This is a genomic window from Adlercreutzia sp. CNCM I-6207, from assembly GCF_977072305.1.
Window position 1 is genome coordinate 75,246 of the sequence record NZ_CDRVLZ010000006.1, and the last position, 22,943, is coordinate 98,188.

24 protein-coding genes are annotated in these 22,943 nt (G+C 64.0%); 1 reads left to right on the forward strand and 23 read right to left on the reverse strand.

What is annotated here, in order from left to right; all coding sequences use genetic code 11:
• Nucleotides 1-3: 3 nt before the first annotated feature.
• Together ACW4QM_RS04695 and nifJ are read right to left on the reverse strand one after the other, a co-directional pair.
• Nucleotides 4-2,634 (reverse strand): molybdopterin-dependent oxidoreductase, encoded by a 2,631-nt coding sequence (locus ACW4QM_RS04695; RefSeq protein ID WP_455798224.1) that lies wholly within the window; start codon nucleotides 2,632-2,634, stop codon nucleotides 4-6.
• 213 nt (nucleotides 2,635-2,847) lie between these two features.
• Nucleotides 2,848-6,399, reverse strand: coding sequence for a pyruvate:ferredoxin (flavodoxin) oxidoreductase (gene nifJ, locus ACW4QM_RS04700; RefSeq protein WP_302222612.1), 3,552 nt, complete (start codon nucleotides 6,397-6,399; stop codon nucleotides 2,848-2,850).
• Nucleotides 6,400-6,715: 316 nt separating this feature from the next.
• On the opposite strand from nifJ, the gene ACW4QM_RS04705 reads away from it, so the two are divergent.
• A complete protein-coding gene (locus tag ACW4QM_RS04705; RefSeq protein ID WP_227070485.1) occupies nucleotides 6,716-8,371 on the forward strand; it encodes an ABC transporter substrate-binding protein in 1,656 nt (551 codons plus the stop codon).
• Here ACW4QM_RS04705 and ACW4QM_RS04710 read toward each other — a convergent pair.
• The 21 genes from ACW4QM_RS04710 to ACW4QM_RS04810 form a co-directional block, all read right to left on the reverse strand.
• Nucleotides 8,368-10,545, reverse strand: coding sequence for a cytochrome C oxidase Cbb3 (locus ACW4QM_RS04710; protein ID WP_173112369.1), 2,178 nt, complete (start codon nucleotides 10,543-10,545; stop codon nucleotides 8,368-8,370). The genes ACW4QM_RS04705 and ACW4QM_RS04710 overlap by 4 nt on opposite strands.
• A 119-nt stretch (nucleotides 10,546-10,664) precedes the next feature.
• Nucleotides 10,665-11,294 carry an adenylate kinase gene (locus ACW4QM_RS04715; RefSeq protein ID WP_157012270.1) on the reverse strand — a complete coding sequence of 210 codons (630 nt, stop codon included), beginning with the start codon at nucleotides 11,292-11,294 and terminating at the stop codon, nucleotides 10,665-10,667.
• A 37-nt stretch (nucleotides 11,295-11,331) separates the two neighbouring features.
• Nucleotides 11,332-12,612 carry a preprotein translocase subunit SecY gene (gene secY, locus ACW4QM_RS04720; RefSeq protein WP_173112366.1) on the reverse strand — a complete coding sequence of 427 codons (1,281 nt, stop codon included), beginning with the start codon at nucleotides 12,610-12,612 and terminating at the stop codon, nucleotides 11,332-11,334.
• Nucleotides 12,606-13,055, reverse strand: coding sequence for a 50S ribosomal protein L15 (gene rplO, locus ACW4QM_RS04725; RefSeq protein ID WP_022740322.1), 450 nt, complete (start codon nucleotides 13,053-13,055; stop codon nucleotides 12,606-12,608). Before rplO ends, secY begins: the two co-directional genes overlap by 7 nt.
• 320 nt (nucleotides 13,056-13,375) lie before the next feature.
• Nucleotides 13,376-13,567 carry a 50S ribosomal protein L30 gene (gene rpmD, locus ACW4QM_RS04730; protein ID WP_022740323.1) on the reverse strand — a complete coding sequence of 64 codons (192 nt, stop codon included), beginning with the start codon at nucleotides 13,565-13,567 and terminating at the stop codon, nucleotides 13,376-13,378.
• Nucleotides 13,567-14,097: a 30S ribosomal protein S5 gene (gene rpsE / locus ACW4QM_RS04735; RefSeq protein WP_022740324.1), complete on the reverse strand. Its 531-nt coding sequence runs from the start codon at nucleotides 14,095-14,097 to the stop codon at nucleotides 13,567-13,569. Before rpsE ends, rpmD begins: the two co-directional genes overlap by 1 nt.
• Nucleotides 14,098-14,112: 15 nt before the next feature.
• Complete coding sequence (gene rplR, locus ACW4QM_RS04740) at nucleotides 14,113-14,481, reverse strand: 50S ribosomal protein L18 (protein WP_016309207.1); 369 nt, start codon at nucleotides 14,479-14,481, stop codon at nucleotides 14,113-14,115.
• 36 nt (nucleotides 14,482-14,517) lie between these two features.
• Nucleotides 14,518-15,057, reverse strand: a complete 540-nt coding sequence (rplF, locus tag ACW4QM_RS04745) for a 50S ribosomal protein L6 (protein WP_022740325.1) — start codon at nucleotides 15,055-15,057, stop codon at nucleotides 14,518-14,520.
• 18 nt (nucleotides 15,058-15,075) lie between these two features.
• A complete protein-coding gene (gene rpsH / locus ACW4QM_RS04750; RefSeq protein ID WP_022740326.1) occupies nucleotides 15,076-15,474 on the reverse strand; it encodes a 30S ribosomal protein S8 in 399 nt (132 codons plus the stop codon).
• Nucleotides 15,475-15,575: 101 nt separating this feature from the next.
• On the reverse strand, nucleotides 15,576-15,761 hold the full coding sequence (locus tag ACW4QM_RS04755; RefSeq protein WP_013980746.1) for a type Z 30S ribosomal protein S14: 186 nt from the start codon (nucleotides 15,759-15,761) through the stop codon (nucleotides 15,576-15,578).
• Nucleotides 15,762-15,858: 97 nt separating this feature from the next.
• The gene (rplE, locus tag ACW4QM_RS04760) at nucleotides 15,859-16,410 is read right to left on the reverse strand and encodes a 50S ribosomal protein L5 (RefSeq protein ID WP_041714614.1); all 552 of its coding nucleotides are present in this window, start codon (nucleotides 16,408-16,410) and stop codon (nucleotides 15,859-15,861) included.
• A 191-nt stretch (nucleotides 16,411-16,601) separates the two neighbouring features.
• Nucleotides 16,602-16,937, reverse strand: a complete 336-nt coding sequence (gene rplX / locus ACW4QM_RS04765; protein ID WP_022740328.1) for a 50S ribosomal protein L24 — start codon at nucleotides 16,935-16,937, stop codon at nucleotides 16,602-16,604.
• 13 nt (nucleotides 16,938-16,950) lie between these two features.
• Nucleotides 16,951-17,319, reverse strand: coding sequence for a 50S ribosomal protein L14 (gene rplN, locus ACW4QM_RS04770; protein WP_022740329.1), 369 nt, complete (start codon nucleotides 17,317-17,319; stop codon nucleotides 16,951-16,953).
• A 50-nt stretch (nucleotides 17,320-17,369) separates the two neighbouring features.
• Nucleotides 17,370-17,630 (reverse strand): 30S ribosomal protein S17, encoded by a 261-nt coding sequence (gene rpsQ / locus ACW4QM_RS04775; RefSeq protein ID WP_016309213.1) that lies wholly within the window; start codon nucleotides 17,628-17,630, stop codon nucleotides 17,370-17,372.
• Between the two features lie 19 nt (nucleotides 17,631-17,649).
• Nucleotides 17,650-17,844 carry a 50S ribosomal protein L29 gene (gene rpmC / locus ACW4QM_RS04780; protein ID WP_016309214.1) on the reverse strand — a complete coding sequence of 65 codons (195 nt, stop codon included), beginning with the start codon at nucleotides 17,842-17,844 and terminating at the stop codon, nucleotides 17,650-17,652.
• On the reverse strand, nucleotides 17,844-18,266 hold the full coding sequence (gene rplP / locus ACW4QM_RS04785; protein WP_016309215.1) for a 50S ribosomal protein L16: 423 nt from the start codon (nucleotides 18,264-18,266) through the stop codon (nucleotides 17,844-17,846). Before rplP ends, rpmC begins: the two co-directional genes overlap by 1 nt.
• Complete coding sequence (rpsC, locus tag ACW4QM_RS04790) at nucleotides 18,267-18,980, reverse strand: 30S ribosomal protein S3 (protein ID WP_022740330.1); 714 nt, start codon at nucleotides 18,978-18,980, stop codon at nucleotides 18,267-18,269.
• Nucleotides 18,981-18,985: 5 nt separating this feature from the next.
• Entirely contained in the window at nucleotides 18,986-19,327 is a 342-nt protein-coding gene (gene rplV / locus ACW4QM_RS04795; protein ID WP_114539954.1) for a 50S ribosomal protein L22, read from the reverse strand.
• A gap of 19 nt (nucleotides 19,328-19,346) precedes the next feature.
• Nucleotides 19,347-19,619, reverse strand: coding sequence for a 30S ribosomal protein S19 (gene rpsS / locus ACW4QM_RS04800; protein WP_022740332.1), 273 nt, complete (start codon nucleotides 19,617-19,619; stop codon nucleotides 19,347-19,349).
• A gap of 20 nt (nucleotides 19,620-19,639) precedes the next feature.
• Entirely contained in the window at nucleotides 19,640-20,470 is an 831-nt protein-coding gene (gene rplB, locus ACW4QM_RS04805) for a 50S ribosomal protein L2 (protein WP_022740333.1), read from the reverse strand.
• Nucleotides 20,471-20,807: 337 nt separating this feature from the next.
• On the reverse strand, nucleotides 20,808-22,871 hold the full coding sequence (locus ACW4QM_RS04810) for a YgiQ family radical SAM protein (RefSeq protein WP_455798225.1): 2,064 nt from the start codon (nucleotides 22,869-22,871) through the stop codon (nucleotides 20,808-20,810).
• Between the last annotated feature and the right edge of the window lie 72 nt (nucleotides 22,872-22,943).

Sequence of the window (22,943 nt, forward strand, 5' to 3'; positions counted from 1 at the left end):
CTCCTACGCCATGGCGACGGTGCGGCAGGGCAGCTCGCAGTCGGCCACGAGCGCCTCGCCCTCGTACTTCTCGAAGTTGCAGTTGTAATTGTTGTAGCCCGAGGTGCCCATGCCGCTGGTCACCGAGCCGCACAGCACGTTGTCCATACCGGCGACGTCGATGCCGTCGTCCTTGCTGAAATCGGCCCAGGCCCCATGGGGAAGGCCGACGCAGCCGGGCATGAGCATCTCCACCACCGAGGCCGTGCGCAGCACCGAGCCGTGGGCGCTGTACACCCGCACGGTATCGCCGTCGGCCACGCCGCGCGCGGCCGCATCGGCGGCGCTCACGAACACCGGCGCCGACCATGCCTCGCGCAGCCACGGCACGTTGTCCATGACGCCATGGGCACGACGCAGGTAATGGGGGTTGTACACGATGAGCGGGTACTCGCTGGCCGCCCCGCCGATCTGGCGGTCAGCGAACATGCCCTCGCGGCCCTCGGGGGAGGCAACATAGGTGGGATAGGGCTTGAAGGTACCGGCGGGGCTGTAGCCCATGGAGTTCAGCATGTCGCCCTTGTACTGGCAGTAGATCTCCAGCTTGCCCGAGGCGCTCTCGCGGGGATTGGCTTCCGGGTCGTCCACGAAGTCCTTGTAGCCGATGTAGGAATAGCCGTCGCCCTCGGCGCGCTTGACCGTGTAGCAGCCCGCTGAGAGGAAGTCGTCCAGGGCGATGTCGCCCTCCTGGGGCTCAGCGTCCACGCCCCACTTCGCGATATCGTCGGCGGTGATCGTCACCAGGGGCTTCTCCTCGCCGGCGGCATCCACATAGGTGCACCCGACGATCTGGTTGAAGAACGCCTGCTCCTCGGTGATGGGCCACAGCTCGTCGGGGTCCATGCCCAAACGCGCGGCGAGCATGCGCCCGATCTCGAACTCGGTCTTGGCCTCCCACAGAGGCTCGGTGACGCGGCTGTAGACGACCACCGTCTCGCGCGAGCGCTGGTGTCCCGCAAAGCCGCCCACGCGCTCCCATTCCGTGGCGCAGGGCAGCACGATGTCGGCATAGGCCGCGGACGTGTCGAAGGTGTAGGCGAGGTCGGTGACGAAATCGAGTTTCTGGATGGCCTCCCGCGCATCGCTTAGGCCCACCGCCGTCTGCAACGTGTTGCGCCCCTCGATGTTGAGCCACTTGAACTCAGTTTCCTTGATGTCCTCGGCGTTGAAGTTCACGCCGTAGGCGGCACCGGTGGAGTTGTAGCGCCCCTCCCGGATGCACTGCCACATGAGCGGCTCGGGCATGGTGTCCGCCAGCGCGTTCTTCGTGGCCGGCAGGCCCGTCTCGCCGAACTTCACCAGCGCGGGGCCGCCGGCGCCGTCGTAGGTCTTGTAGGCACCGCCGCAGGCATGGCCCGACTTGCCCATGTGCCCGCCCATGGCCCCCATGGTCATGAAGAGCTGGGGGATGTTGTCGGCCGAGGCGCAGCGGGCCAAGGCGTAGTTGTGCATGAGCATGACCTTGTGATCCTTACCGACGGTCTCGGCGAACCAGCGGATGTCCTCTACGGGAGTTCCGCAAATGGCGCTGGCCCATTCGGCCGTCTTCGGGGTGCCGTCGTAGTCGCCCACCAGGTAGCCGCGGAAGTTCTCCTGCAGGGTGGCGTCGGCGGGCATGTGATCGCCGTCGAAGCCGACGCAGTAGGTGTTCAGGAAGTCGTAGTCCACCACGTCCTGCTCGATCATCTCGTAGCACACGCCCAGCATGAAGGCCGTATCGGTGCCGGGCAGCACCGGCACCCAGCGGGCCTCGAAGTACGCTGCCGTGGCGTTGTAAGAGGGCCCGACGTAGACGAACTGCACGCCGGCATCGCGGGCCTCGTTGAAGTTGTTCATGGTGGAGCCGCCCGAGGACCAGGCGGGGTTGCCGCCCATGATCACGATGGTGTCGGCGTTCTTGTTGTCGAAGCGGTCGTTCAGCTCGCCCGGATCCTGGGAGGGAAGCCCGAGCGCTACGATGTTGAAGGCGTAGGTTCCGATGGAGCTCGTATCGGAAAGGGAGATGTGGCCGCCGAGCTGGTGGAGAATCTTGCCCACGGCCAAGGCCTTGGTGCCGATGACGGCCGCAGGGCCGAACTCGCCGTAGATGCGCTCGGCCTCTTGGGCAATGTAGTCGATGGCCTCTTCCCAGCTGATCTGCTCCCATTGGTCGCGCCCGCGCAGCTCACCGTGGGCATTGGCACCGCCGCCGGGCTGCCAGCTCTTGCGCTTCATGGGGAACTTCACCCGATCTTCGCCGAAGACCTGCTGGGCCCGTGCCCGCCCGCGCGGGCATCCGCGCTGCTGCAGCCACTCGAAGCTGTCCTCATGGGAAGTCTCGCTGCCCTGGCGCACCACTTCGCCGTCGCGCACGAGCACGCGGTTCACGCAGCGGCCGCCGCAGTTGTCCCAGCATGCTGCAGCAATCCAGATACCCTCGTCCACCGATGTGGCGCCGGCGGTACCGGCCAGGCCTTCCTTCGGGGCCGGAGAGCTCGGCGCGCAAGCGACCAGAGACGACAGGGCCCCCGCCGAAACAGCGGCGACGGCACTGCCCTTCAAAAACCCGCGACGCGAAAGAGCGCCCGGCTCGAACACGTTCTGAGAATCGTCCATTGCGTCCCCCTACTTTCCTTGCTCGACTCAGCCAAGGCCGCGCCCTGGCTCTTGCAAGGACAAATATACGGAGCGGTTCTGCGGTCAACAAGATACCATGAAGGTAACCGCCCTGGTAATTCAGTAAGGAAGATTACCAGCTGGTAAGGGTAGAAAAAGGGAGCCGGCGCAAAGGCCGACTCCCTTCGGGTGAGGCGATCTGTCCGCGAGCACCTACTCGGCGGCGTAGAGGTCCTTAAGCTTCTGCAGGTGCGACCAGCGGGCCATGGCGGCCTGCTCGTTCTCGGCGAACAGCTCCTCGGCGCGCTCGGGGAACTCGCGGGTCAGGCGGCTGTAGCGGGCCTCGTTCATGAGGAAGTTCTGGTACTCGCCCTCGGCCGGATCCTTCGAGTCGATGACGAGCTTCTTGCCCGGAGCGCCCTCGGGGTTGAAGCGCAGCAGGTTCCAGTAGCCGCAGTCGACGGCCTTCTTCATCTCGGTCTGACAGTTGGTCATGCCGCCCTTGATGGAGTGCATCTCGCACGGGCTGTAGCCGATGATGAGCGAGGGACCCGGATAGGCCTCGGCCTCGGTGATGGCCTTAATGGTCTGGTTGAGGTTCGCGCCCATGGCCACCTGAGCCACGTACACGTAGCCGTAGGTCATGGCGATCTCGGCCAGCGACTTCTTCTTCACGTCCTTGCCGGCGGCGGCGAACTGCGCCACCTGGCCGAGATTAGAGGCCTTGGAGGCCTGGCCGCCGGTGTTGGAGTACACCTCGGTGTCGAACACGAACACGTTCACGTCCTTGCCGGAGGCGAGCACGTGGTCGAGTCCGCCGTAGCCGATGTCGTAGGCCCAGCCGTCGCCGCCGAAGATCCACACGGACTTCTTGGTCAGGTACTCCTTGTTGGCCAGGATGCCTGCCGCCAGCTCGGCCACCTCGCCGGTGCCCTCGGCCGCCGTCGTCAAGGCCGCCACATAAGCCGCAGCCGTCGTCTTGGAGGCCTCGGCATCCGTGCGGGCCTCAAGCCACGCGCGGGCCGCGTCGGCCAGCTCACCGGCCGCTCCGGCGCACTCGATGAGCGCCTCGGAATCGACCACGACCTTGTCCTGCACAGCCTCATAACCCAGAAGCATGCCCATGCCGTGCTCCGCGTTGTCCTCGAACAGCGAGTTGGACCAGGCCGGGCCGTGGCCGTCGGCATTCACCGTGTAAGGAGAGGTGGCCGCCGGACCGCCCCAGATGGAGGAGCATCCCGTGGCGTTGGCAATGTACATGCGGTCGCCGAACAGCTGGGTGACCAGGCGCGCATAGGAGGTCTGGGCGCAACCGGCACAGGAGCCGGAGAACTCAAGCAGCGGCTTCTTAAACTGGCTCGCCTTCACCGACGTGCCCTCGAGCTCAGGCTTGGCCGCCACCTTGTTCACGCAGTAGTCGAACACCGGCTGCTCGTCCAGCTCATCGGCGATGGGCATCATGGTGAGCGAGTCGGTCGGGCACTGGATGACGCACAGGCCGCAGCCCATGCAATCCAGCGGCGACACGGCCAGCACGTACTGCATGTCAGCGCCCACCTTGCCCTTCACCGGCACGTGCTTGGTCTGGGCCGGAGCCTGCGCCATCTCGGCGTCGGTCAGCGCGAAGGGACGGATGGTGGCGTGGGGGCAGACGAAGGAGCACTGGTTGCACTGGATGCAGGTATCGGGGTTCCACTCAGGCACCGACACGGCCACGCCGCGCTTCTCATAGGCCGAAGCACCCAGCGGGAACTGGCCGTCCTCGTAGCCGACGAAGGCGGACACGGGCAGCGAGTCGCCGTCCATGCGGGCCACGGGCTCCATGACGTTGGTGACGAGCGCCACCGTCTCGGGACGGCCATCGATGTCGGAGGTCTTTGGCGCCGCTTCGGCCGTCTTCCACGCCTCGGGCACGTCCACCTGCACGAAGGCAGTGGCGCCGGCGTCAATGGCCTTGTGGTTCATGTCCACGATGTCGGCGCCCTTCTTGGCGTAGGACTTCGTGGCGGCATCCTTCATGTACTGGATGGCCTCCTCCTGCGGCATGACCTTCGCCAGAGTGAAGAAGGCGGACTGCAGGATGGTGTTGGTGCGCTTGCCCATGCCGATCTCGATGGCCAAATCGATGGCGTTGATGAGGTAGAGCTTGATGTCGTTCTCGGCGATGTAGCGCTTAGCGGCGGCCGACAGGTGCTCCTCCAACTCCTCGGGCGTCCACTGGCAGTTGATGAGCAGGGCGCCGCCGGGCTTCACATCGCGCACGATGGGGAAGTCCTTGGTGATGTAGGAGGGGTTGTGGCAGGCCACGAAGTCGGCCTTGTTCACGTAGTAGGGGCTGCGGATGGGGCTGTCGCCGAAGCGCAGGTGCGAGATGGTCACGCCGCCGGTCTTCTTCGAGTCGTACTGGAAGTAGGCCTGAACGTACTTGTCGGTGTGGTCGCCGATGATCTTGATGGAGTTCTTGTTCGCGCCCACGGTGCCGTCGCCGCCGAGGCCCCAGAACTTGCACTCGATGGTGCCGGGGGCGGCGGTGTTGGGGGCGGGAACCTCCGGCAGCGACAAGTTCGTCACGTCGTCGACGATGCCGATGGTGAACTGGCGGCGCGGCGCGTCCTTCTCAAGCTCGGTGTACACGGCGAACACGGAGGACGGCGGAGTGTCCTTGGAACCGAGGCCGTAGCGGCCGCCGATGACGGTGATGCCCTCGCGGCCTTCCACGGACAGCGCGTTCACGACGTCCATGTACAGGGGCTCGCCAATGGAGCCGGGCTCCTTGGTGCGGTCGAGCACGGCGATCTTCTTCACCGTCTCGGGCAGGGCGGCCACGAACTTCTCGGTGACGAAGGGGCGGTACAAGCGCACCTTCACGAGGCCCACCTTCTCGCCCTGGGCGGTGAGGTAGTCGATGACCTCCTCGGCCACGTCGCAGATGGAGCCCATGGCCACGATGACGCGCTCGGCATCCGGGGCACCGTAGTAGTTGAACAGCTGGTAGTTGGTGCCCAGCTTCGCGTTCACCTTCTCCATGTACTCCTCCACCACGGCCGGCAGGTCGTTGTAGATGGAGTTGCAGGACTCGCGGTGCTGGAAGAAGATGTCGCCGTTCTCATGGGAGCCGCGCATGGCCGGGCGCTCCGGGTTCAGGGAGTGCTCGCGGAAGGAGCGCACGGCATCCATGTCGCACATCTCGGCGAGGTCGTCGTAGTCCCACACCTGGATCTTCTGGATCTCATGGGAGGTGCGGAAGCCGTCGAAGAAGTTCAGGAAGGGAACGCGGCCCTTGATGGCGGCAAGGTGCGCCACGGCGGACAGATCCATGACCTCCTGCACGTTGCCCTCGGCGAGCATCGCGAAACCGGTCTGGCGGCAGGCCATGACGTCGGAGTGGTCGCCGAAGATGTTGAGCGCCTGGGTGGAGACGGTGCGGGCCGACACGTGGAAGACGGTCGGCAACTGCTCGGCGGCGATCTTGTACATGTTGGGGATCATGAGGAGCAGGCCCTGACTGGCCGTGTAGGTGGTGGTCAGCGCGCCGGTGGCCAGAGAGCCGTGAACCGCGCCGGCCGCGCCGCCCTCGGACTGCATCTCGCACACCTTCACCGTGGTGCCGAAGATGTTCTTGCGGCCCTGGGCGGCCCAGATGTCGACGAAGTCGGCCATGGGGCTGGAAGGCGTGATCGGGTAGATGCCGGCAACCTCCGTGAACGCATACGAGACATGCGCTGCGGCGTTGTTGCCGTCCATCGACTTGAGTTCTCTCGTCATGTTCCTCTCCTTATCTGGCCCGCACGGCATCGGCCGGCTTGCGGCCTCGTCGCTCAACGCGCGGGTGGTACTGTCGCGGAGAGGTCGGAGGGACGAAGCGCGTCCGACGATGCGGGTCGGATTTGCTCTGCGAACAGAAATACCTGTCCGATATTAGCAGCCCGCGCGCGCCAACGCGCCGTCAACGCACGGGCGGGCCGCGCTAGGCTTATCCCCGTCGGTCGGCGGGGCACCTGCATCTTTGTCATGGGCTTTCTTCGAGCTGCTCCAACTTTCTATATAATAGGCTGCGGAAAACAAAGAAGGAGCCTTTACGATGCTGAACTTCCCCCTCACGCGGCGGGCCTTTGTGGCCGGGACGGCGGCGCTGGCGGCCGGAGGCGCGTTGACGCTGGCCGGCTGCTCGGTGGAGCAGCCCATCGAGCCCGGGCCCGCACCGGCAGATCCGGCCGACGACAACGCGCCCACCGAGCCCGTGGCCGCGCAGAGCGGCGTGGCCCGAACGCTCACGGCCGCCGTGGCCTACGAGGGGAGCGATCCGAACCCCATCGGCACGAGCTCCGGCGTCTTTCTCGCGGCCGGCTGGCACGTCTTCGAGGGGCTCTACGAGCTGAACATGCATACCTATCGGGCCGAGTGCGGCCTGGCAGCCGACGCGCCCGTTCAGATAGACGACTTGGAATACGAGGTGACCCTGCGCGAGGACACCGTCTTCTCCGACGGCTCGCCGCTCACCTCCGCCGATGTCGTGAACGCCTTCGAGCGCAACGGCGAAAGCGACCTGTACGGCGCGTTCCTCTCGTTCATCACGGCAGTGTCGGCCCCCGACGAGCGCACGGTGCACTTCAAACTGAACGCCCCCATGGGCTCGGTGCTGCAGGAGCGCCTGGCCCTCGTTCGCGTGTTCCCGGCGACGATCACCGACGAGGAGCTGGCAAGCAAACCCGTCGGCTCGGGTCCGTGGTGCTACGAGACCATCAACGCCGCCGACGGGGGCCGCATCTCCTTCACGGCGAACCACCGCTACACCGGCCCTTGGCCAGCCACCTGCGAGCGCATGGAATGGTCGGTGCTGCTGGACGATACGCGCCGCACTGACGAGCTTATCGACAAAGACGTCATGGTCATGGAGGCCGCCCCGGTCGTGCGCGCCGAGGAGCTGGCCGATGCGGGGGCCACGGTGGAATGGGTGCCCGGGTTCAACCTCCCCTTCCTCATGTTCAACTGCGAGAAGCCGCCCTTCGACGACGTGCGCGTGCGCCAGGCGCTGCTGTACGCCATCGACGTCGACTCGCTCATCGGCACGTACATGGCGGGCCACGCGCGGGCGGCCACGTCCCTTCTGCCCGATTACTTCCGGCATTACCACCGCGCGGCCACGGTCTACAGCTACGACCCGGAGAAAGCGCGCAAACTTCTGGCCGAGGCCGGCGTCGATGAGCTGGCGCTGACCTTGCGCGCGAACGACAACTGGGTGAGCACGCTCGCCCCCGCCATCGCAGAGGACTGGAAGGCCGTGGGCGTCACCGCCGAGGTGGTGCTCCTGGACACGACGGCCCTGTTTGCGGACCTATCCACGGAACCGGAGCCGGGCACGCTTCTGCCCTTCGACGTCGTGCTCTCCCCCGGCGACCCGTCGTGCTTCGGAAACGACGCCGACCTCATCATCAGCTGGTGGTACGGCGACAACGTGTGGACGCGCGCCCGCAGCCGCTGGGCCACCACCCCGGCCTTCGCGGAGATGGCAGAACTTCTGGCCGAGGCGCGGTCGAAGACCTCCGAGGACGAGCAGCAGCCCCTGTGGAACCAATGCTTCGACATCATCGCCGCCGAGGTGCCCCTCTATCCGCTGTTTCATCGCGAGACGGCCACGGCCTGGTGGACGGCCCAGCTGGACGACTACGACCCCATCTCGGCCACGGGACTCAACTTCCTCGGCACGACGCCCATGCGCGACGCCGATCCCATTTAGCGCCAGAAGACCACCGCGTCGAGCAGCCCCTGGTAGGCCCACGGGTACACATCCGAGTACCAGCCGGTTTCCGGGGCAAGGCAGAGCAGGGCGCTGTAGGCCACCGATACGCCGACGAGCACGAGCAGAAGCTTCAGCATGAGATCGTGAAGGGCCGCCCGGTCGGCCAGCGACTCGTTCACCACGAAGCACAGAAGCACGGCGGCGGCCAGGAACATGAAGCTGAAATCGGCATAGTACCGCTGCAGGATGCCCGCTAGCTCCGCATCGAGCAGCGCCACGAGCACGCCGGAGGCCACCAGCACCACGATGATGCCGAAGATGGTACGCGTCTCGGCCTGACGCGCCCGCATCCCCAGAATGCGCCGCGTGAAGGCGAGCACCCACAAAATGGGCAGGCAGGCGAGAATGCCGCCGAAGGTCACTTCCTTGATGGTCTGTCCCATGTAGGTGGTCTCGAAGAGCGCCGGCTGCAAAAACGGGAAGACGCCGGTCATGCAGGGCGGCTGTAGGAAGTAGGTGAAGAACGCCGGGGCCAGGCGACCGACGTTCATGCCGCGCTTGGTCATGTCGTTCACCGTCAGGTTGTAGTTCGCGCCGAAATCGGTCAGCGAGCCGAAGCGCGCGTAGTTGTAGGCCATGATGCCCGCGGCCACCAAAACGTAGGGGGCCGCCAGGCAGGCGAACTCCACGATACCCCGGCGGGTGGCCAGCCGGCGCTCGGTGATGTAGGTGCGCCAGAACAGCGGGAAGGCCAGAAGTGACAGCACGAGCAGCTGGGGACGGCAGCCAGCCACGAGCGCCATGCACAGCGACCCGGCGAACAGCCAGCCGCACTTGTGCGCGGCGAGCCGCGAGCGCATCCAGCAATACAGGCCCCACACCGAGAACGCCAGGCCGCACATGATGGGCAGGGAGTAGAAGGTCGGGAACTTCACGAGGTACATGATGCCGCAACAGAACACGAGCGGTATCTGAAGCAGCAGGTACACGCCGAGGCTCACCGAGCGGAAATGGTAGCGGGCGAATCGGTCGAGAAGGGCCGTGGCCCCCAAGATGAACAGCAGCGCCATGACGAGCACGCCGATGGCCGTGGGGAAATTGGCCCCGGTGAGCAGATAGAAGGGCAGGTAGAACAGCAGCACCGGCACCACGCCGAAGTAGACGTAGTAGTGCCCGTCGTGGTAGGCCACATCGAACAGGTAGGGCTCGCCGGTCTCCTTCTGGGCCTCGTCGCGGGCGCCCTTGTCGTAGGGATCCTCCATGTCCTTGAGCCACTGGGGCGGCTCCTCCTCCAGATACAGCTGGCCTTTGGCCATGGCCTGGGCCAGCATGGCGTACTGCTGGGCGTTGTCGCCGCCCACCTCGAAGGTGTTCACGAGCGACGTGCCGTTCCAAGCGCCGTAGTTGTAGGAAGAGGTGGCCACGCCCACGAGGTTCGAGCCGTAGAAGAGGAACGTCGTCGTAAGCGCCAGCTCGATGGCCACGGCGAAGATGATGCCCGCCTTCGACTTGCGCGGGTTCTCGACAATGCGAATGCGGTAGATGGCCGACTTGGGACGGAACGCGTAGCCCAAAAGCAGCAGCCCGAAAACGGCCACAAAGCGCAACGGGTTGAAGGCGAAGGGGCGGTGGGCATTCAGGGAAACGCCGTTCAAGAGGATGGGGTAGGAGACGTCCTCCCCCACTACCTCGATGCGCAAGTTCTCCACATACCCGGCGGTCTGCAGGTTGATGAACTTGCTCGGATCCACCACCGTGGACACGCTCGCATCGGGGATGCCGACGGTGTACTCCGTGGTGTCGAAATAGGTCTGGTGGGCCGAGTCGGTGAACTGGATCTTCACGGCGATGTTCTGGGCCGGCTGATCGGCGTTGAAATCGATGCGGATGTTGCGCACCTCGGTGTTCAGGCTGGAGAACTCGAGCGTGTGATCCACATCAGTGAGCAGAAAGGCACCCTCGTCGTTGCGCTGGAGCTGAATACGGTCGTCCAAGTTGATGGTTCGATAGCCCGACGAAGTGAAGAAGTTGATATTGAAGACGAAGACCTCCAACGCCAGGGCGATAAGAGCAATGATCGCCACCGCCCGGGCCACCTTCAACAAGGTACCGCGGTAGACGAGCATGAAATGCTCGAAGGTGTAGGCTATGTTCTCGCGCACAGTGGGCATGAGGGAGATTATACCGTAGGGGCTGACCTTGGTCAGCCCTCGCAAGCAGAACGACAGCGCACGACAAAAAAGGGGCGACCAAGGTCGCCCCCTACGGGTTTGGCTGCGCGTTCTCCGGCCTACAGGTCGAGGGCCTCCTTGACGTCGGCGTACACCACGTTCGGGTCGCGGTCGCCGTCGATGGTGACGAGCAGCTCGCAGCCGCGGTAGTAGTCGATCAGCGGGCTCGTGGACGTCTCGTACACGTCGAGACGGTTGCGCACCGTGGCCTCGTTGTCGTCGTCGCGCTGGTACATCTCGCCGCCGCACTTGGGGCAGGCGTCGCCGTCGGCGGCGCTGCCGATGTAGCCGCAGTCGCGGCACATGCGACGAGAGGTGAGACGGGCCACAATGACCTCGGGATCCACATCGATGAGCAGGGCGGCGTCCAGCGGACGGCCCAACTTGGAGAGCTCCGCGTCCAGCGCCACAGCCTGAGCCGAGGTGCGCGGGAAGCCGTCCAGGATGAAGCCAGCGGCCGTGTCGTCGTCCTGCAGGCGCTCGGTCACCAGGCCGATGATGACGTCGTCGGGCACCAAGTCGCCGGCGTCCATGTAGGACTTGGCCTTCTGGCCCAGCTCGGTGCCGGCGGCCACGGCGGCGCGCAGCATGTCGCCCGTGGAGATATGGGGCGTGGAGAACTCCTCCACCAGCTTGGCGGCCTGAGTACCCTTGCCGGCACCCGGCGCCCCCAAAAGCACGATGTTCATAGCAAACATCCTTTCCTATTCGGACTGCGCGTCCGCCTTACTTAAAGAAGCCTTCGTAGTTGTACATCTTCAACTGGCTCTCCACCTTGCTCATGGTGTCAAGCGCCACGCCGATCATAATGAGGATGGACGTACCGCCGAAGGCCTGGATGAGCTGGTTGTTGGTGAAGTAGAAGATGATGGTGGGCACAACCGCGATCAGCGCGATGAAGATGCCGCCGGGCAGCGTCACGCGGTTGATCACGTTCTTGATGTACTGCACCGTGGCCGTGCCCGGACGCACGCCGGGGATGAAGCCGCCCTGCTTGCGGATGTTGTCCGCCGTCTCCTCCGGATTGAATACCATGGAGGTGTAGAAGTACGCGAAGAACACGATGAGTGCAACGGTGAGCAGCCAGTTCAGCCAGCCGGTGGAGCACCAGTTCGCGAAGGTGGTCAACCAATCGACGTTGAAGATCGCCGCCAGCTGCGCCGGGAAGTAGATGATGCAGCTCGCGAAGATGATCGGGATAACGCCGGCCGCGTTCACCTTCAGCGGAATGTAGGTGGACTGGCCACCCATCATCTTGCGGCCCTGGACGCGCTTGGCGTAGTTGACCGGAATGCGGCGCTGGGCGCGCTCCACGAAAATGATCAGCGGGATGCAGACGAGCACCACGGCCAAAATCACGATGGTGAGCGCGATGCCCGTGCCCAGATCGCTCGTCAGGGTAGCCGACGAGAAGATGGCCGACGGCACGCGGGACACGATGCTCACGAAGATGATGAGCGACATGCCGTTGCCGATGCCGCGCTGGGTGATAAGCTCGCCCATCCACATGATGAAGGCGGTACCGGCGACCAAGGTGAACACGATGATGATGTTCGTGAGCGCCTCGGGCACCTCCGTGGAGAACTGCACACCGTAGGCCGGCGACTTGAACAGCAGCAGGTAGCCCACCGCGTTGATGAGGCCGAGACCCAGCGTCAGGTAGCGGGTCACCTGGGTGATCTTGCGACGGCCCGTGTCCCCCTCGCGAGCCCAGCGGCCCACGGCGGGGATGACGCCCTGCATCAGCTGCATGATGATGGATGCGGTGATGTAGGGCATGATGCCGAGCGAGAACACCGAGAAGTTCGACAGCGCGCCACCGGTGAACAGGTCGAGCATGGTCATAGCCACGCCCGTGTCCTGGAAGGCCGTGGCAAACTCATGGAAGGGAATGCCCGGCACCGGCACGTAGGCACCGAAGCGGTACAGCGCAAGAATAGCCAAGGTGAAGAGGATCTTCTTGCGCAGCTCCGGAACCTTGAATGCGTCAATGATTGAGCTTAGCAAGGCTCTTCGACCTTTCCTCCGGCCGCCTCGATCTTCGCCTTGGCGGAAGCGGACACCTTATCGACGCGGACAGTGAGAGCCTTGGTGATCTCGCCGTCGCCGAGCACCTTCACCAGCGCGTCGGCATGCTTGATGATGCCCTTGGCCTTCAGGGACTCGCCATCCACCACGTCGCCGGCCTCGAACTTGGCATCGAGACGGCTGACGTTCACGGGCAGGTACTCCACACGGTTGAAGTTGCGGAAGCCGGGCAGCTTCGGCAGACGACGGGCGAGCGGCGTCTGGCCGCCCTCGAAGCCGGCACCCTTGCCGCCACCGGCACGGGACTTCTGGCCGTTCATGCCGCGACCGGCGGTCTTACCGGTGCCGGAAGCGGGGCCGCGGCCCACGCGCTTGCGGTTCTTCGTCGAGCCCTCGGCCGGGCGCAGATCCTTGAGTTCCATGTAAGTAAATCTCCTTTTCGCTCTCTGACCGGGGATTTTCTCTTCCCTCAGTCAGTGCTAGCAGCTCGCCGCTAGCAAACTTCCATCTATCATGGCAACGGCGTGTCTGTTCAGACACGCCGATTGTCATCTTTCATCCCGACACATTATTAAATTCATAGACTCACTGGTTCGCCCAAGGGAGTCAGCGAGGTTGCGACAGGTGCCTGGAATTGCCCCGCCTTGGGGCCAAGTTGGCTTAGGCCAACGCCGTGCCCCAAACAAGGGGCAAGGCCAGGTGCCTGTCGGAACCGCAGCGTCGGGATTGAAGTTGGGGAAATTTAGATTTCCTCAACTTCAATCAAGTGCTTAACCGTGAAAATCATCCCGCGCACGCTCTCGTTGTCCACCTGCTCGGTGGTGCTGCCGATGCCGTGCAGGCCCAGCGCGCGCAGGGTGCGACCCTGGTTCGGCTTGCGGCCGATGGCGCTCTTCACCTGGGTGAGGCGCAGCGTCTTGTTCGTCTCAGCCATTAGTTCTCCTTCCCGCCGAACATCTCGGCCACGGAGATGCCGCGGCGCTCGGCGACCTGGACGGGGCTCTCCATGTTCTTGAGACCCTCGGCGGCAGCCTTCACGATGTTCATGGCGTTGTCCGTGCCCAGCGACTTGGTGATCACGTTCTGAACGCCGGCCAGCTCCATGATGGCGCGAACCGGGCCACCGGCGAGCACACCGGTACCGGGAACAGCGGGCTTGATCAGCACGCGGCCGGCACCGTACTCGCCCATGATCTCGTGGGGCACCGAGCCCTCGGCGGTCACAGGGACGGTGAACATGTTCTTCTTCGCGTCCTCGACGCCCTTCTTGATGGCGGTGGGCACCTCGGCGGACTTGCCCATGCCCACGCCCACGCGGCCGTTGCCGTCGCCGACGACGACCAGGGCCGAGAGCTGCATGCGACGGCCGCCCTTGACGGTCTTCGCGACGCGATTGATGAAGACCACGCGCTCCTGAAGCTCAGGAGTCGTGCTCTCCTGCTGACGGTTGTTGTTACGAGCCATAAGCTAAAACCCCTTCTAGAATTTCAATCCTGCTTCACGGGCAGCTTCGGCCAGAGCCTTCACGCGCCCATGATACAGGTGGCCGCCACGGTCGAACACAACTTCCGTCACGCCGTTTTCCTGAGCCAACTTGCCAACGATGGTGCCGAGCTCGGCTGCGCCCTCGACGGTCGCGCCGCTCTTGCCGGTGGCCTTGAAGGCCTCCCCGAGGGTAGAGACGCCGCAGATGGTGGTGTGGGCCACGTCATCGATGACCTGCACGTACATGTTGCTGTTGCTCCGCGTCACGCACAGACGCGGGCGAGCTGCAGTGCCGGAGATCTTGCCGCGCACGCGACGATGGCGACGGGCAAGACGGGCCTGCTTCTCCTGTTGCTTATTCATAGGTTTAATCCCTTCAATCAGCTACCGAATAGGCACTTAGTCTTTGCCGGCCTTGCCAGCCTTGCGGCGGACATGCTCGCCCTCGTAGCGAATGCCCTTGCCCTTGTAGGGCTCCGGCTTGCGCCACTTGCGGATGTTCGCGGCAACCTGGCCGACCTGCTCCTTGCTCGGACCGGACACGACGATCTCGGTCTGAGAGGGCACCTCGAAGGTGATGTTCTCGGGAGCCTCCACCAGCACGGGATGGGAGTAGCCGAGCTGCATCTCGAGATCCTTGCCCTTGAGTGCGGCACGATAGCCAACGCCGACGAGCTGCAGCTTCTTGGAGAAGCCGTTCGACACGCCCTCCACCATGTTGGCGAGAAGGGTGCGGGTCAGGCCGTGGGCGCTCTTGGACTCACGGGTGTCGTCGGGACGGGTGACGATAAGCTCATCGCCGTCGCGGGTGATGGTCATGGACGGCAGGAACGTGCGGGTAAGCTCCCCCTTGGGGCCCTTCACCGTCACCGTCTGGCCGTCGATGGTCACATCGACGCCGGCAGGAACGGGGATGGGCATCTTGCCGATACGAGACATACTAGATACCTTCCTTTCCTACCACAGATAGGCGATGACCTCGCCGCCGATGCCCTGCTTGCGGGCATCGCGGTCGGTCATGACGCCGCGACTGGTCGAGATAATTGCCGTGCCGAGGCCGCCGAGCACGCGGGGCAGATCGTCCTTGCCGGCATAGATGCGCAGACCCGGCTTGGAGATGCGCTTGATGCCGCGGATGGTCTTGGCCTTCTTCGGGCCGTACTTGAGGGTGATCTCAAGGGTGCCGCGGGGCTCGCCGTCGATGACATCGAAGCGCTGGATGTAGCCTTCCTGCTCCATAATGCGCACGATCTCGACGAGCTTCTTGCTCGTCGGCATGGACACGGTGTCCTTGCCGGCAGACTGGGCGTTACGCACACGCGTAAGCATGTCTGCGATGGGGTCGGTCATTGTCATGTTTGTTTTCTCCTTTGATCCGTGATGAACCGGCGTTCGGTTCGTCGGCGCCCATAGCGCCTCCGCCTTTAACGTCGGCACACCCTTAGCGTCCGCGTCTTCTACCAGGAAGCCTTGGTCACGCCGGGCAGCTCGCCTTTGTTAGCCAACTCACGCACGCAAATACGGCACAGGCCGAACTTGCGATAGTAGGCGCGGGGACGTCCGCAACGGGTGCAGCGGTTGTGCTGACGCGTAGAGAACTTCGGCTCGCGCTTGGCTTTGGCGATCATCGATTTCTTAGCCATGCATGTCCTTCTTTCTTTATGTCCTTAAGCCCGCAGCCTTATCGCGGACTTGTGACCGAGGTTGCGCGACGCGGGGCATAAGTGGGCCCCGGTCGGTTTACTTGCTCTTGAACGGGAACCCGAGGGCGGACAGAAGAGCGAACGCGGAATCGTTGTCGCCGGCATTGGTCACGAAGGTGATGTCCATGCCGCGGGTGCGATCGATCTTGTCGTACTCGATCTCCGGGAAGATGAGCTGCTCGGTGATGCCCAGGGTGTAGTTGCCGCGGCCGTCGAAGCTCTTCGGCGAGATGCCGCGGAAGTCGCGGACGCGCGGAAGGGCGGTAGCCAGCAGGCGATCGAGGAACTCCCACATGCGGTCGCCGCGCAGGGTCACCTTGCAGCCGATGGCCTGGCCCTCGCGCACATGGAAGCCGGCGATGGACTTCTTGGCGCGGGTCACACAGGGCTGCTGGCCGGTGATGATGCGCATGTCGTTCATGGCGGCATCAAGCAGCTTGGAATCGCCGGCGGCGGCGCCGACGCCCATGTTCACGACGATCTTCTCCAGCTTCGGCACGCAGTTGATGTTCTTGATGCCGAGCTGCTCGACGAGCGCGGGGACGATCTCGGTCTGGTACTTCACCTTGAGGCGGGGGGTATCAGCCATCTTTCTTCAAACCTTTCTCCGATGGATTAAACGCCGGATTTCCGACCCGGCGTCCCTGGGACCTTCCCAGGGCCATGGCGCTTGCGCGCGATTGGAAATTGTCCCACAAAACGAGACACTTTCCAAGTAAAAACCGCCCGCTACACAAATTCGGTAGCAGGCGGTCTGTTCAGAGCCTTGAGTGCCTTATCTTAGGCCTCGACGGCGGGGATGTCCTTGCCGCACTTCTTGCAGACGCGGACGAGCTTGCCGTCCTCGCGGCGACGGGCCACGCGGGTGGCCTCGCCGCAGCTGGGGCACACGAGCATCACGTTGGACACGTGGATGGGCGCCTCGACGGTAGAAATGCCGCCCTGGGGGTTGGCCTGGGTCGGGCGCATGGCCTTCTTGACCATGTTCACCTTCTCCACGACCACGCGGGACTTCTCGGGCACCGAGCGCAGCACCTTTCCAGTCTTGCCGCGGTCCTTGCCGGCGATGACCTTGACGGTGTCGCCCTTGCGGATCGTCATCTTGTTCTGAGCCATTCTGACACCTCCCCTACAGCGTTTCCGGTGCCAGAGACACGATCTTCATGTACTTCTTGTCGCGCAGCTCGCGGGCGACGGGCCCGAAGATACGGGTGCCGCGCGGAGAACCGTCGTTGTTGATGAGCACGGCGGCGTTCTGATCGAAGCGGATGTAGGAGCCGTCGGCGCGACGGACTTCCTTCTTCACGCGCACGATCACGCAACGCACGACCTCGCCCTTCTTGACGTTGCCGTTGGGCATCGCTTCCTTGACGCTGCAGATGATCACGTCACCGAGGCCCGCATAGCGGCGCTTCGAGCCGCCCAGGACCTTGATGCACTGCACCTTGCGAGCGCCGGAGTTGTCGGCCACGGCGAGCATGGATTGCATCTGAATCATGTGATGTTCCTACTTTCCTTATCAATAGTCCTCGTGCCGGAGCACTCAAACTATTTGGCCTTCTCGACGATCTTCAGCAAACGCCAGCGCTTCATCTTGGACAGCGGGCGCGTCTCCATGATCTGAACGGTGTCGCCGACGCCGGCCTCGTTGTTCTCGTCATGGGCATGGAACTTCTTGGTGGAGGTGATCATCTTCTTGTAGATGGGATGGGGCTTGCGCTCCTCGACGGCCACCACGATGGTCTTGTCGTTGGCATCGCTGACGACGACGCCCTGACGTACTTTACGCAGATTGCGCTCTTCAGTCATTTCTTGCACCTTCCTTAAGCTACGCGCTCAGCTCGCGAGCCCGCATCTCAGTCATGATGCGCGCGATGTCCTTCTTAACCTGCTTGACGCGGGCAGTGTTGTCCAGCTGGCTGGTGGCCATCTGGAAGCGAAGGTTGAACAGCTCCGCCTTGGCCTCCTTCAGCTTCACCTGCAGGTCTTCGGCAGAAAGTTCACGAATCTCTGCTGCTTTCATTATTGCTGCCCCTCCGTTTCACGAGTGACGATCTTGCACTTGATGGGCAGCTTGTTGATGGCCAGACGCAGAGCCTCGCGGGCGGTCTCGTCATCGACGCCGGCGATCTCGAACATGATGCGGCCGGGCTTCACGACAGCGACCCAGCCCTCGGGGTTGCCCTTACCGGAACCCATGCGGGTCTCGGCGGGCTTGGAGGTGATGGGCTTGTCGGGGAAGATCGTGATCCAGACCTTGCCGCCACGCTTCATGTGACGGGTCATGGCAATACGAGCTGCCTCGATCTGACGGTTGGTGATCCAGTGGGCCTCGAGGGCCTGGATGCCATACTCGCCGTGGTTCAGACGGGTGCCACCTTTGGCCTTGCCCTTCATGGAACCACGCTGCACCTTGCGGTGCTTTACGCGCTTAGGTACGAGCATTTACTTGTCACCCCTCTCGCGGCGATCATTACGACGGGAACGGTTCGGGCGGGACGAACCCTCGAGCGCGGGCTGGGGAGCCTTCTGGCCCGGCAGCACCTCGCCGTGGTACACCCACACCTGTACGCCGATGGAGCCCATGGTGGTGGCGGCGGTGGCGAAGCCGTAGTCGATCTTCGCGCGGAGGGTGTGCAGCGGCACGCGACCCTCGCGGTACCACTCGCGGCGGCTCATCTCGGCGCCGCCCAGACGACCGGAGCACTGGATGCGGATACCCTTGGCACCGGACTTCATGGCGGACTGCACGGCCTTGCGCATGGCACGGCGGAAGGCCACGCGGCCCTCGAGCTGCTCGGCCACGGACTGGGCGATGAGCTCGGCGTCCAGCTCGGGACGCTTCACCTCGACCACGTCGATGGAGACCGGGCCGTCGGCGACCTTCTCGAGCTTCTTGCGCAGAGCGTCGATCTCGGCGCCCTTCTTGCCGATGACCACGCCGGGGCGCGCCGTGGTGATGGTCACCTTGATCTTGTCGCCGGCGCGCTCGATGTCCACGCGAGACACAGAGGCACGGGCGAGCTGCTTGTCGAGAAACTTGCGGATGGCGATATCGTTCTCGAGCGTCTTGGCGTAATCCTTACCGGCGTACCAGCGGCTGCGCCAATCCTCGGTGATACCGAGGCGGAATCCGGTAGGGCTGACTTTCTGACCCATGGACCTTATGCCTCCTCTCGGGGTGCGACGACAATGGTGATGTGGCACGTGCGCTTGTTGATGCGCGACGCGGAGCCCTTGGCGCGGGGACGGATGCGCTTCAGGGTCGGGCCTTCGTCGACGTAGGCGGCCTTGACCACCAGGTTGTCGCCGCGAAGGTGATTGTTGTGCTCGGCGTTGGCCACGGCGGAGTTCAGCGTCTTCACGACGGTCTCCGCGGCGGCGCGCTCGCAGAACGCCAGGATCTCGCGGGCCTGGGGCACGGACTTGCCGCGAACCAGGTCGACCACGATGCGGGCCTTGCGGGGAGCGATGCGGACGTAACGCGATACTGCTTTAGTTTCCATGTAACTTCTCACCTATGCCCTATCGCTTCTTCTTGTCGGCCGCATGACCCTTGAAGGTACGGGTCGGCGAGAACTCGCCCAGCTTGTGGCCAACCATGGACTCGGTAACGTAGACCGGCACGTGCTTGCGGCCATCGTACACGGCGATGGTGTGACCCACCATTTCCGGGAAGATGGTGCTCGCGCGAGACCATGTCTTGATGACTTCCTTTTCGCCGGCCGCGTTCATTGCCTCGATGCGGGCAAGAAGGCGCGGTTCTACGAAAGGACCCTTTTTCAAACTTCTGCTCACTATGACTCCTTAGGATTCCGCTACTTCTTGCGACGACGGATGATGAGACGGCTCGAGGCCTTCTTCTTGTTGCGGGTGCGATGGCCCTTGGTCGGCACGCCCCAGGGGGTGACCGGGTGACGACCAGCGGACTTGTTCTTGCCCTCGCCGCCGCCGTGCGGATGGTCGACCGGGTTCATAACCGTACCGCGGACAGAGGGACGAACGCCCATCCAGCGCTTGCGGCCGGCCTTGCCGATCTTGATGTTGGAGTGCTCGGCGTTGCCCACCTCGCCGATGGTGGCGCGGCAGGTGATGAGCACGCGGCGCATCTCGGAAGAGGGCATGCGCAGGATGGCGTAGTTGCCCTCCTTGCCCATGAGCTGGATGGAAGTGCCGGCGGAACGGGCGATAGCGGCACCCTTACCCGGCTGCAGCTCCACGTTGTGGATCAGCGTACCGACGGGGATATTCGCCAAAGGCAGAGCGTTGCCCGGCTTGATGTCGGCTTCCGGACCGGAGACCACGATGTCGCCGACCTTCAGGCCCTTCGGATGGATGATGTAGCGCTTCTCGCCATCAACGTAGTGCAAAAGAGCGATACGGGCCGAGCGGTTGGGATCGTACTCGATGGTGGCAACCTTGGCGGGCACGCCGTCCTTGTTGCGCTTGAAGTCGATGATGCGGTAGCGCTGCTTGTTGCCGCCGCCCTGGTGACGGGTGGTGATGCGGCCATAGCAGTTGCGACCGGCCTTCTTCGGCTTCGGGGCCAGAAGAGACTTCTCCGGCTTGGACGTGGTGATCTCCGAGAAATCGGAGACCGTCTGGAAACGTCGGCCGGGGCTCGTCGGCTTGTACTGTTTGATTCCCACAGTAACAACCTTTCTTGACTTCGGGCTTCCGCGCTCGCCGGCCGGTAACGGCAACCAGCGGGACACGTGCGCCCCTTTCCTTTGGAGTTTCCGCTCGCGCGCCTCTCCGCACACCGAAACCTCCCCTACGGTAGTGGCCAGGCGATTGCCGACCGGCGCAGATGGAGGCTCTACGCTGCGACGCCGTCTTGCCACGCGCCCGGGTGTATCCATCGCTGGGCACACAGACGCAAAGAAGCATTATAGGGGTGGGGGGCAACCGCCTCAAGAACTTTTTCGACAAGCGGCCAACCGTCACATTTCCCGCACACTTAGGCTCGTCACGGGAATAGGCGACTTAACGACCTTTGCGGATGCCGCCTTTGCGACCGTTGGCCTTGGGCGGCTTGCCGGCGCGCTGAGCCGAAGCAGGGCCGGGACGGTTGGAAGGTGCTCCCTTGGCAGGTCCGCCCTTCGCAAACCTTCCCTTCCCCTTGCGCGGGGCACCGCCGTCCTCCCCTTCCCTCTTCTTGGGGCGCTTGGGACGGATGAGACACTGCTCATCCCAGCCGATGAGGTCGGTCCGCCCAGCCTTCACGAGTGCCTCGCGCACCAAATCGTAGTTGGCGGGGTTGCGGTACTGGATGAGCGCCCGTTGCAGGGCCTTCTCATGCGGGGTCCTCGGCACGTAAATGGGTTCCATGGTGAGCGGATCGAGGCCCGTGTAGTACATGCACGTGGAAATCGTCGAGGGCGTGGGGTAGAAATCCTGCACCTGCTCGGGGTTGAAGCCCATGTCGCGCACGTACTCGGCCAGCTCGATGGCCTCGGCCAACGTGCTGCCCGGATGCGACGACATGAGATAGGGCACGACGAACTGCTTCTTGCCCGTCTCGCGATTGATTTCCTCAAAAGCGTCGCAGAACGCGTCATAGACGGCCCGAGGCGGCTTGCCCATGGCAGCAAGCACGGTGTCGGACACATGCTCGGGGGCCACGCGCAGCTGGCCGGATACGTGGTGCTCGACCAGCTCGCGCAGAAACGTGCGATCGGGATCGGGGTCGGCCATGACGTAGTCGAAGCGAATGCCGGAGCGCACGAACACCTTCTTCACGCCGGGCAGCTTCCGCAGCTTGCGCAGAAGACCCGTGTAATCGCGATGATCGGCCTTCATTGCCGGGCAGGGCTTCGTGCCCAAACAGCGGCGGTCTGTGCAGGCGCCTCGTGTGCGCTGCTTGGCGCAAGCCGGCCCGCGGAAGTTGGCCGTGGGACCTCCCACATCGTGGATGTAGCCCTTGAACTCGGGATCGGCCGTCATGACGCGGGCCTCGTCGAGCAGCGACTCGTGGGAGCGGCCCGTGACGATGCGCCCCTGGTGGAAAGTGAGCGCGCAGAAGGCGCACTCGCCGAAGCAGCCGCGGCAGGAGGTGAGCGAGAACTTCACCTCGGAAAGCGCCGGCACGCCGCCGGCCTCGTCGTAGGAAGGATGCCACGTGCGCGCATAGGGCAGGCGGTAGACGGCGTCCATCTCATTTTGGGTCAGCGGCGCAGCCGGCGGGTTCTGCACGACATACACGCCATGGGGATAGGTCTCCACCAAGCGACTGCCACACACCGGGTCGCTCGCGCGGTACTGGGTGGCGAAGCTCTCCGCGAAGGCGCGCTTGTCGCCCGAAACCTCTTCCCAACTGGGCAACATCTCGTAGTCAACCACGTGTTCCAGCGAACGGGTGCGAAACACCGTGCCATCGATGAAGGTGAGGTCGCTCACGGAAAGGCCCGCGGCGAGGGCATCGGCAATCTCGACGATAGAGCGCTCCCCCATGCCGTAGGAGATGAGATCGGCCCCGGAATCAAGCAAGATGGAGCGCTTGAGGGAATCGGACCAGTAGTCGTAATGGGCGAGCCGGCGCAAACTCGCCTCGATGCCGCCCAAAATGATGGGCGTTTCCTTGAAGGTGCGGCGAATGAGGTTCGAATAGACCACGGCCGCGTGGTTGGGGCGCGCGCCGCCCTTGCCGCCCGGCGTGTAGGCGTCGTCGTGGCGGCGCTTCTTGTTCACCGTGTAGTGGTTCACCATGGAGTCCATGTTGCCCGCCGACACGAGGAATCCCAGCCGCGGCTCGCCGAACACCGCGATGCTTTCCGGGTCGTTCCAATCGGGCTGGGCGATGAAGCCCACCTTGTAGCCGTGGGATTCCAGCACCCGCGTGATGATGGCGCTCCCGAAGGAGGGATGATCCACGTAGGCGTCGCCGGAGACGTAGACGAAGTCGAGCTGCCCCCAGCCGCGCGCATCGGCCTCAGCCCGCGTGGTGGGCAGGAACGCCGAAGCCGGCAGGGAGGGACGCGCGTTTTTCGGAGCGCCCTTTTCCGGGCGCTTGGGACTGCGATGAGATTGGGGCGCGGGCTTCTTAGACACAGAGAGTACGTCCTTCATAGAAACGGGCGGGGAAGCCCCCGCCCTGGCGTGTGGTTATGGCGCAAGGCCGAT